This is a genomic window from Desulfovibrio sp. 1188_IL3213 (assembly GCF_036763145.1).
Classification (GTDB): Bacteria; Desulfobacterota; Desulfovibrionia; order Desulfovibrionales; family Desulfovibrionaceae; genus Desulfovibrio.
In genome coordinates, this window is record NZ_JBAIYR010000080.1 from 1 (window position 1) to 7,619 (window position 7,619).

7 protein-coding genes and 1 tRNA gene are annotated in these 7,619 nt (G+C 55.8%); 3 read left to right on the forward strand and 5 right to left on the reverse strand.

Features of this window, described 5'->3' with window-relative positions:
* Positions 1-177: 177 nt before the first annotated feature.
* Both V6C16_RS05520 and V6C16_RS05525 read right to left on the reverse strand, forming a co-directional pair.
* Positions 178-2,109 carry a HEAT repeat domain-containing protein gene (locus tag V6C16_RS05520; protein WP_333536527.1) on the reverse strand — a complete coding sequence of 644 codons (1,932 nt, stop codon included), beginning with the start codon at positions 2,107-2,109 and terminating at the stop codon, positions 178-180.
* A 27-nt stretch (positions 2,110-2,136) separates the two neighbouring features.
* Positions 2,137-3,204 (reverse strand): protein-glutamate methylesterase/protein-glutamine glutaminase, encoded by a 1,068-nt coding sequence (locus V6C16_RS05525; RefSeq protein WP_333536526.1) that lies wholly within the window; start codon positions 3,202-3,204, stop codon positions 2,137-2,139.
* A gap of 130 nt (positions 3,205-3,334) precedes the next feature.
* Between V6C16_RS05525 and V6C16_RS05530 the strand changes: the two genes are divergently transcribed.
* Positions 3,335-3,412, forward strand: a tRNA-Pro gene (locus V6C16_RS05530).
* A gap of 491 nt (positions 3,413-3,903) precedes the next feature.
* Positions 3,904-4,272 (forward strand): hypothetical protein, encoded by a 369-nt coding sequence (locus V6C16_RS05535; RefSeq protein WP_333536525.1) that lies wholly within the window; start codon positions 3,904-3,906, stop codon positions 4,270-4,272.
* Between the two features lie 104 nt (positions 4,273-4,376).
* Here the strand turns inward: V6C16_RS05535 and V6C16_RS05540 are convergent, their stop codons facing one another.
* The 3 genes from V6C16_RS05540 to V6C16_RS05550 form a co-directional block, all read right to left on the reverse strand.
* Positions 4,377-5,207: a hypothetical protein gene (locus V6C16_RS05540; RefSeq protein WP_333536524.1), complete on the reverse strand. Its 831-nt coding sequence runs from the start codon at positions 5,205-5,207 to the stop codon at positions 4,377-4,379.
* A gap of 198 nt (positions 5,208-5,405) precedes the next feature.
* Positions 5,406-5,657, reverse strand: a complete 252-nt coding sequence (locus tag V6C16_RS05545) for a GlsB/YeaQ/YmgE family stress response membrane protein (RefSeq protein ID WP_333536523.1) — start codon at positions 5,655-5,657, stop codon at positions 5,406-5,408.
* Positions 5,658-5,775: 118 nt separating this feature from the next.
* Positions 5,776-6,522 (reverse strand): DUF421 domain-containing protein, encoded by a 747-nt coding sequence (locus V6C16_RS05550; protein WP_333536522.1) that lies wholly within the window; start codon positions 6,520-6,522, stop codon positions 5,776-5,778.
* A 125-nt stretch (positions 6,523-6,647) separates the two neighbouring features.
* Between V6C16_RS05550 and V6C16_RS05555 the strand changes: the two genes are divergently transcribed.
* A complete protein-coding gene (locus tag V6C16_RS05555; RefSeq protein WP_333542864.1) occupies positions 6,648-7,595 on the forward strand; it encodes a DUF4125 family protein in 948 nt (315 codons plus the stop codon).
* The last annotated feature ends 24 nt before the right edge of the window (positions 7,596-7,619 follow it).

Genomic DNA, 7,619 nt, shown 5'->3' on the forward strand with positions numbered 1-7,619 from the left:
CCGCGGAAGCCGGGCGCTGTTCCTGGGGGGCAGCGGGGCGCGAAAACGGAGAGGGCTGCGCTGCGTCCCTGATGCCGGTGGATGGCGTGGCGGAACCCGTGGAATCCTTTTTTTCCGTTTCGTCGGCGCTTTTTTTCGGCGCACTATAGGGAAACATGGTAGGAGGCTGTGACATGGCTACTCCTGTTCGGCCTGTATGGCTGCCACCGCTTCTGCCGCAGCATGCTGAATTTCTTGGTCTTCATTATCCATCATGCCCAGAAGCACAGTGAAAGCCACATTGCCGCCGATCATGCCCAGAGCTTCTATTATCTTGAAGGTCACCATGGGGCTGGCGTCTTCCAGCATCTGGGCCAGGATGGGTACTGCCTCGGCAATTTTGTGCATGCCCAACGCTTCGATGGCCCGGATTCTCACCCAGTCATTGTCGTCAGCCAGTGCTGCGATAATATGCGGCATGACGGGCGGAGTGCCGATCTGCCCGAGCAGGTCCACCAGCGCCACCCGCACGTCTTTGTCTTCGTCAAGCAGACGGGTCATGAGCTTCGGCAAAAAGGCTTCAGCCTGTGGCCCAAGGTTTTGGAAAGCCTCCACCGCCACCTGTCTGACACGCGGCGACGGGTCTTCAAGCGCCTGGGCTATCTCTTCCAGATTTTCCGTCACGCTGTACCGCCCAAGAGCGTAGATTGCCATCATGCGCTGCACGGGGTCGTCGCTGCGGGCTCTTTCTTTGAAGTGGGCATTGAGCTTGGGGCTGTGAAGATTGATGCATGCTTCCAGCGCCATTTCCCTGACGTCCGCATAGCGGTGGTCGATCTGTGCAAAGACCACGTCCTCCACTTCAGGGCAGGCGTGCTGATTGCCGAAGAAGACCAGAGCGCTTTTGAGAACTTCCGCATCGTCGGACTCTTCAACCACAGAGAAAAAAAACGGAACATCGGTACAGTCGCCCAAGATCGCAGCCTCGGCCGCTGCGGCACGGCGCAGATCCGGGCTAACGCGCCAATAGATATTTTTCAGCTCTTCCACGGGCCTGCGGTCGTCAAGAAGGCGACATGCCTCCATAGCGATGGCAACGCGGCGCTCGTCATCACTGCGTAAGGCATCGCGAAGCACATCGTTGTAACCGACCGAAGCGAGCGACTGGATCGCTGCGTCGTAAAGTTCTGGCTGCCGTTCCGCATCCAGGGTCAGGGCCATGTCGATGATGGCTTTTGTGGCGTCTTCGCGCCCGATGGCGCTCAGGCCCTGCAGGGCCGCCAGCAGAATATCCTCATCATTGTCCGTGAGGGCTTCAAGCAGGTACGTGCGCAGCCGTTCCTGCGATTTGGCGGAAAGAAGCGACAGGGACCGGCCGCTCAAAATCTGTACGATGGCTTTGACGATCTTGTGCCGCAAAGGCACGCTGACATTTTCAAGCGAACTGAAAAGCAGGGGAATGGCCTTCACGTCGCCCATGCCGCCCAGAGCGTCAATGATGGCGGAACTTACCAGAGGAGATGCCTGGGGCAACAGCTTTACAAGACCGTTGGCGGCGGAAGGGTCCTTGATCTTCGCAAGGGCTTCCACCACGGCAAACTGCACCCATTCCTCATCGTGCATGGCCTGACACAGTGGGCCCACGGCTTCGGGAAATGCCTGATTGCCCAGGCTGACAGCCGCCTGGTAGCGCACGTTGACTTCCGGGTCTTTCAGCAGCGCCCTGCCGAGCAGAATGGCGGCCTGATGCGTGAGGCTGTAGCCGAGAATGTCGGCGATAAAGATGCGCAGATCGGGATCATCGTCCTGAAGATAGGGCTGTATGCTCTCAATGCTGTCGCTGCCGATTTCGCGCAGGATGTCCATGGCTACGTTGCGCACCGGAGCTTCGTCACTGCGCAGCAGGGGCAGCAGGGCCGCGACCACATGCGGGCCGCGAATCTTGCGCAGGGCATATTCCGCCGCTTCCTGCACACCGATATTGCTGCTTTTGATATGCTCGCAAAGCAGGGGGACGGCGTCTTGCAAGGCCATATCGCCCGCACTGAAGGCGGCATGGCGGATAGTCGTGCTGTCGTCGGACTGCAATGCTTCCAGAATGGGCGAAGACGTATTGAGCGTGTGTTCCATAGTGTCGTTTCCTGCTGCGCTGCTAGATCAGCCTCTGATTATCGTCATGATGGCCTGGGCTATGTCGTCGGCGTCGAGAATCTGGTTTGCAAGCTTGGCGTCCACTACTGCCTTGGGCATGCCGTATACTACACATGAGGCTTCATTTTGGGCAATGAGACAGCCGCCTTTTTCCCTCAACACCCTTGCGCCTTCGCAGCCGTCAGAACCCATGCCCGTGAGCATGACGCCCAGGGTGCGGCGGCCCATAAATTTGCCCGCACTTTCCATAAGCAGGTTGACTGTGGGCTTGTAAAGGGCATCGCGGGGTTCTTCGGTGACTGCCACTTCGGGCAGGGGGCCGCGCATGCGGATACTGATATGCCTGCCGCCGGGGCAGACATAGGCGTGTCCATTTTTCAGGCGGTCGCCGTCCTGAGCTTCGGTGACATCTATGCGGCATACGCTGTCGAGCCTTTTGGCAAAGGGGCCGGTAAAGGCTGCGGGCATATGCTGCGCGATCAGGAGGCAGGCCGGAATGTCCGCAGGCAGGGCGGAAAGTATTTTTTGCACCACCGGCGGCCCTCCGGTGGACACGCCGATAACCACCAGATCGCGGGGGCCGTGGCAGGGGGTCTGCACATAGTCGATGGGCTGTGACTGCGTGCGCGGCGGGGCGGCCGGCATGGGGATATTGTTGATGCGGCGGTACTTGAGGCGGATAATTGTCTTGCGGCGTGCCAGAGCCGAGACCTTGCGCCGCAGTTCCGCGCCAAAGGCATCGCGATCATTACTCATGTTTTTGGGAATAAAGTCCAGCGCGCCGTACTCCATCGCTTTTAGCGTGCTCTCTGCTCCGCTTTCGGTCAGAGAACTTATCATGAGTACCGGCATGGGAGTGGCCTTCATAAGCCGCTGGAGGGTTTCCAAACCGTCAAGACGCGGCATTTCCACATCCAGGGTCATGACGTCCGCGTCCAGTTCCTCGGCTTTTTGCAGGGCTTCCAATCCATCCTTGGCAGTACCGACAACCTTGATTTCCGGATCCTGTTCCAGCAGGGCGGTAATGGCATTTCGCATAAAAGTGGAATCATCAACTACAAGAACACGGGTCATACAGGCTGCTCGCTCCGCAAAGATTTTTGTTCCTCAAGAGGCCAACGTCATGCTACGCCAGCCCTTATTTTTTTACAAATAAAAAATGGCTTGCCAAAATTACGTGTCTCGCATATGTTGCCTTTCTCGACGGGATGTGGCTCAGCTTGGCTAGAGCGCAGCGTTCGGGACGCTGAGGACGCGCGTTCAAATCGCGCCATCCCGACCAGAAAAATCAAGGAGTTACAGGTAATCCCTGTGGCTCCTTTTTTTGTCGGGGTACAGCGGGGGTGCAAAGCTACTGAAAATACGTACGAAAGTGGTTTTATGGTCGAAAAAGTCATTCTCAACGTTTTGCCTTACCCGCGCGCAACGGCGCACGGCCCTCCCGTAATGCCGCCTTCACTGGCAGATGCTGGGACAAATCCCTTGAGTAACGCTGGCGCTGTGCTTGATCTTTGTACGGGTTTCTGCCAGCGCTGCCGCCAGACGGTTTCGCGCTGAAATTGCCCTTGTTCCTGCCGCAGCCGTCCGGATGGCCCATTTTTTCTTTCATCACAATGCAAAAAGCTGCCCAGCAGTCGGATGTTATCTGGGGCCCACGCGCGTTTCGAGCCTCGGGTGCATGCACCACAGCCCGGCCCCGCAAGGGGCTGCCTTGCGAACTCTTGCTCCTGACGTATTTCACAGCATAGGCATTATAAAACAAAACAACAACTGGTGTACTATGTTGACAGCGATGCCGTGTTGAGGCATAGTCTCCAAACAACTGCTTACACATCCCTGATTGCCCCGGCGCCACCGGGGCTTTCCAATTTTATTGCGGAAAACTTTTTTCGCCGTGTCCTAGAGCATTTAACACTTGAAATACTCGTTTGCGGCAGGCAAAAGCCTGCCTTCTCGCATTTCGTGGCAAGGATTTTCAAGAAAATCCTTGCAGAGCAGATTAACTTTGAAATGCTTCACATTTCAAAGTTTTCATTCAGCCGAAAAATGCGATTTTCGGCTGAATCCACGCCACATTGTGGCGCGCTGCACTTTCGTGCAGCGTTAGAGCATTTACACTTTTTCAAAGTTAAAATGCTCTAGTTTGCGGAAAACGTTTTTTCTTTTTCTCAGGCTTGGCGCAGAAAAAAATATTTTTACGACTTCTGCCTTTTTACCCAGACGCAGAGTTTTTAATGAAAGCAGCGCTAAAGCCTGGCTTTGATCTCGTCAAAGCTTTCGCGCAACTTCATGGCCTGCGGGTTTTTCGCGGTCTGGGCGCCGTAGCGGGCGGCATAGCACAGGAAAAGCAGAGCTTCTTCCGCATCAGACATGCTGTTGCACAGGATGTCGTAATATTCTCCCCGACTGGCAGGATCGAATCTTTTTACGCTGTCGGCGGCCTGACGAAAGGTTTTTATAAAAACTTCGCACCGTTCATGACGGAAAACTTTGCGATTCAAAATCTGTAGCAGCGGGGTTTCCTCCGGGCGTGCCGCAAGCAGACCCTCCACTTCGGCCACCAGGCTGGACACAGTGGCAGCGGCGGGGGCGTTCGGCCCATCGCAGCCCAGGCATTCGCGAATGATCATCCGCACGTCAGCAACGGCAAAGCGGCGTTCGCGCGATTTTTTAAATTCGTCCATGAGCAGCAGAAACATCCTTTCCCTGTGGTAGAGCAGGGCGATTTTTTTCTGTTTTTGCAATTCCTTGCGCTGTTCGCGCATTTCATCGTTCTGCATTTTAATGGAAACGATAATCCCCGCGAAGGCCAAACCGGAAAAAAGCGCGTTCAACACGCCGAAAGAATCGCCGAATGTGCCGGATTTACTGTAATCTTCAGTGAAAGCGTACAGTCCCAGAGCAGAGGCAGACCAGATGCCCAGCACCAGAAGCGCCGCCTTCAGAAAAAGCGACCAGGTTACCTTGTCGGAAAAAACATCTTTTTCGTGTGCCTGGGCGTAGCCTGAAGGCGCGGCCCCTCGCGGGCGGTTGCCATTTTCCGCTCCGTTTGTCGGGCGGTTTTCATTTTCAGCCACAAATTCCCCCTTGCTCCTCGTATCTGCCCCGGTGTCACGCCGCAGGGGCGCTTGCCCAGAGTGGGGCGGCTCCCTGCATCAAGCGCTGTCAGCGGAGAGTACGTCTGTGCGTGGCCCGGCCGCCCTCTGGTCTTCGCACGGGCATGCTTCGGCAGGCGTTGACCGGCAACAGCGCTGCAAACGGTTCATGCACGGCGGTTATCTGCTTTTAAGCTTGCTGTAGATAATCAAAACAATCATGGCCCCAAGCACGGCAATAAAAAAACTGGGCAGATTGAAGCCGGTAACTCTCCCGAAACCCAGTGACGTGCCGATAAATCCGCCGACGCAAGCCCCGACAATGCCGAGCAGGGATGTCATGACAAATCCGTTTTCCATCCGCCCGGGCATGATGAACTTGCTTATGGCTCCTGCGATTACTCCGAAGATTATCCAAGAAATTATGCCCATAGTGTCCTCTTTTTGTGTTGCTCTCAAGATCAGCCGCTAGCCGTTTTCAACCTTGGGTGGGCCTGAAGAAGCGTCTGGACGCATTTCTTGCGCCGCAGTGTGCTGCCAGGCGCGGGCGTCAGGCCGGTTGCCTGTGCTGTTGCGGCGGGACGGGTTCGCTGCTGTCTTTCTTTTCTTTTTTATGATCAAGTTCAACGACATATAGATTTCCGGAAAGCTTTCCGGCGCTGTTTCGCTGTTCATTCCATTCCGCGAAGAAAATATTTTCATAGGAATCATAGCCCTGCTTCAGCAGTTCGGCTTTGAGCCATGCCTCATCCTTGTCGATGACTTCAAGTGCGGCTTCAACAACAACCCCATTGTTGAGCACCACGTTTGAAATGTGCGGATCTTCTTTTTTCTGCACCGTAAGCTGGCCGTTGGGTTCTATCTGGGCATTCCATATGTCTTTCATGGAGTGGATACCCTGCATTCGTATGAGTGTTGCAAAGTCTCCGATATCAAGACCGGCTTCAGTCAATTTGTCTTGAAGAAATTTACCCTTGATAACCACGGGCTTTGGTGAGCCAACAATCATTTTACGCACGGATTCTGTACGCATGCGCAAAAAATTTACTGCTATGACCATGGCTTGCCATATGGCAAGGACAATGATGAATTTTGTGATGCCGATATCCGGATTATAGATGACGCCGCCCAGAATGCCGCCCATAACAAAGTTGCCGATAAGGTCTATGGAGGTCATTTGCGCAAGCTGGCCGCGGTTTGTGGTGCGAAAGACAAATATAAAGGTGGCAAGGCCCACGGCAAGTTTGACGGCGATGTTTCCGTAGAGCTGGGCGGACTGCCAGAAAGCTTGGTCCATAATAGACTCCGGAGCGAAAGAAGGTTGGGGCAGATGAAAGGCTGGTGAAACAAAAACAGGCCGGAAGGAAAGGTTGGCTGGCGGGAATTCTTATCTTCGTCAAGACTATATAATACAGGCAGTAATTGCAACTGATAGGTGCTCCCACCGGCTGTTGCCCGGGAGTATCCTGTAATCTGGGACGCCTGTATGAGGAACGTGGCCTGCTCGCTGCGGGCATAGACTGGCATCGCCAGGCAGTGTCTCTGCGGCGGAAGGTGTGCGGCGAACACGAGGATACGGCCTTTTCGCTGGGCAATCTGGGCGTGGCGCTGGCTTCGGACGGGCAGTGGAGCGAGGCCGCCCGTACCCTTGAAGAGGCTGTGGCCTGTTATGACAGGCTGGGTAAAGGGCGCAGCGTGGAAGCGGAAAGTTACAGGAAAAATCTTGACCTGTGCCGCCGGGCCTTGGCCGAACAGGGGCCGCAGGAGATTTCCGCCACGCGACACGCATCGGAACGGGCCTCGCAACCCTCACTGTCGGACGCGCGTCAGGCGCTGCTGGCGGAAATTATCGAGCGGGAACTTGTCATGTTTCCGGCAACGCCCAATGAAGGCGGCACAGCCCTCTGCCAGCAGAGGCCAGACAGCTTCAGGGTTATGCGGCGTATGGCTCACGAGCCGCTCAACGCCGAAACGCTTGCCTCCTATCTTGAGGATCTGCGCCGCGCCGAGCAGACGGGGCGCAATTTCATGATTGAAAAATACGCCCGTATGGATAACCGCCTGCCTCCGCTAAGCACCAGTCCTCTGCTGGATGAAATTGCTGATGCGGAAGAGGCTTTCATGCGCACTGCTTCCGCTAAATATCCGCATGTGGTTGTGCCTGACAGCCGGGGCGCTTTTAAAAAGTGCCTGCGCTGTGAACTGGAAACCCTTTCGCCGCAAACGCTTGCCCTGTATGCTCAGGATTTGCGGCAGGCCCGGCATGCGGGGCGCAATGCAGCCGAGGAGCGCTATGCCTGCCTGGCCCGGCTCATGGGCAAGTCCGGCCTGGAGGAGCTTGAGGCATCGGTTCGGGCCGCTGCCGTTTAGAGCACCTGCCGATCAAATCACTTC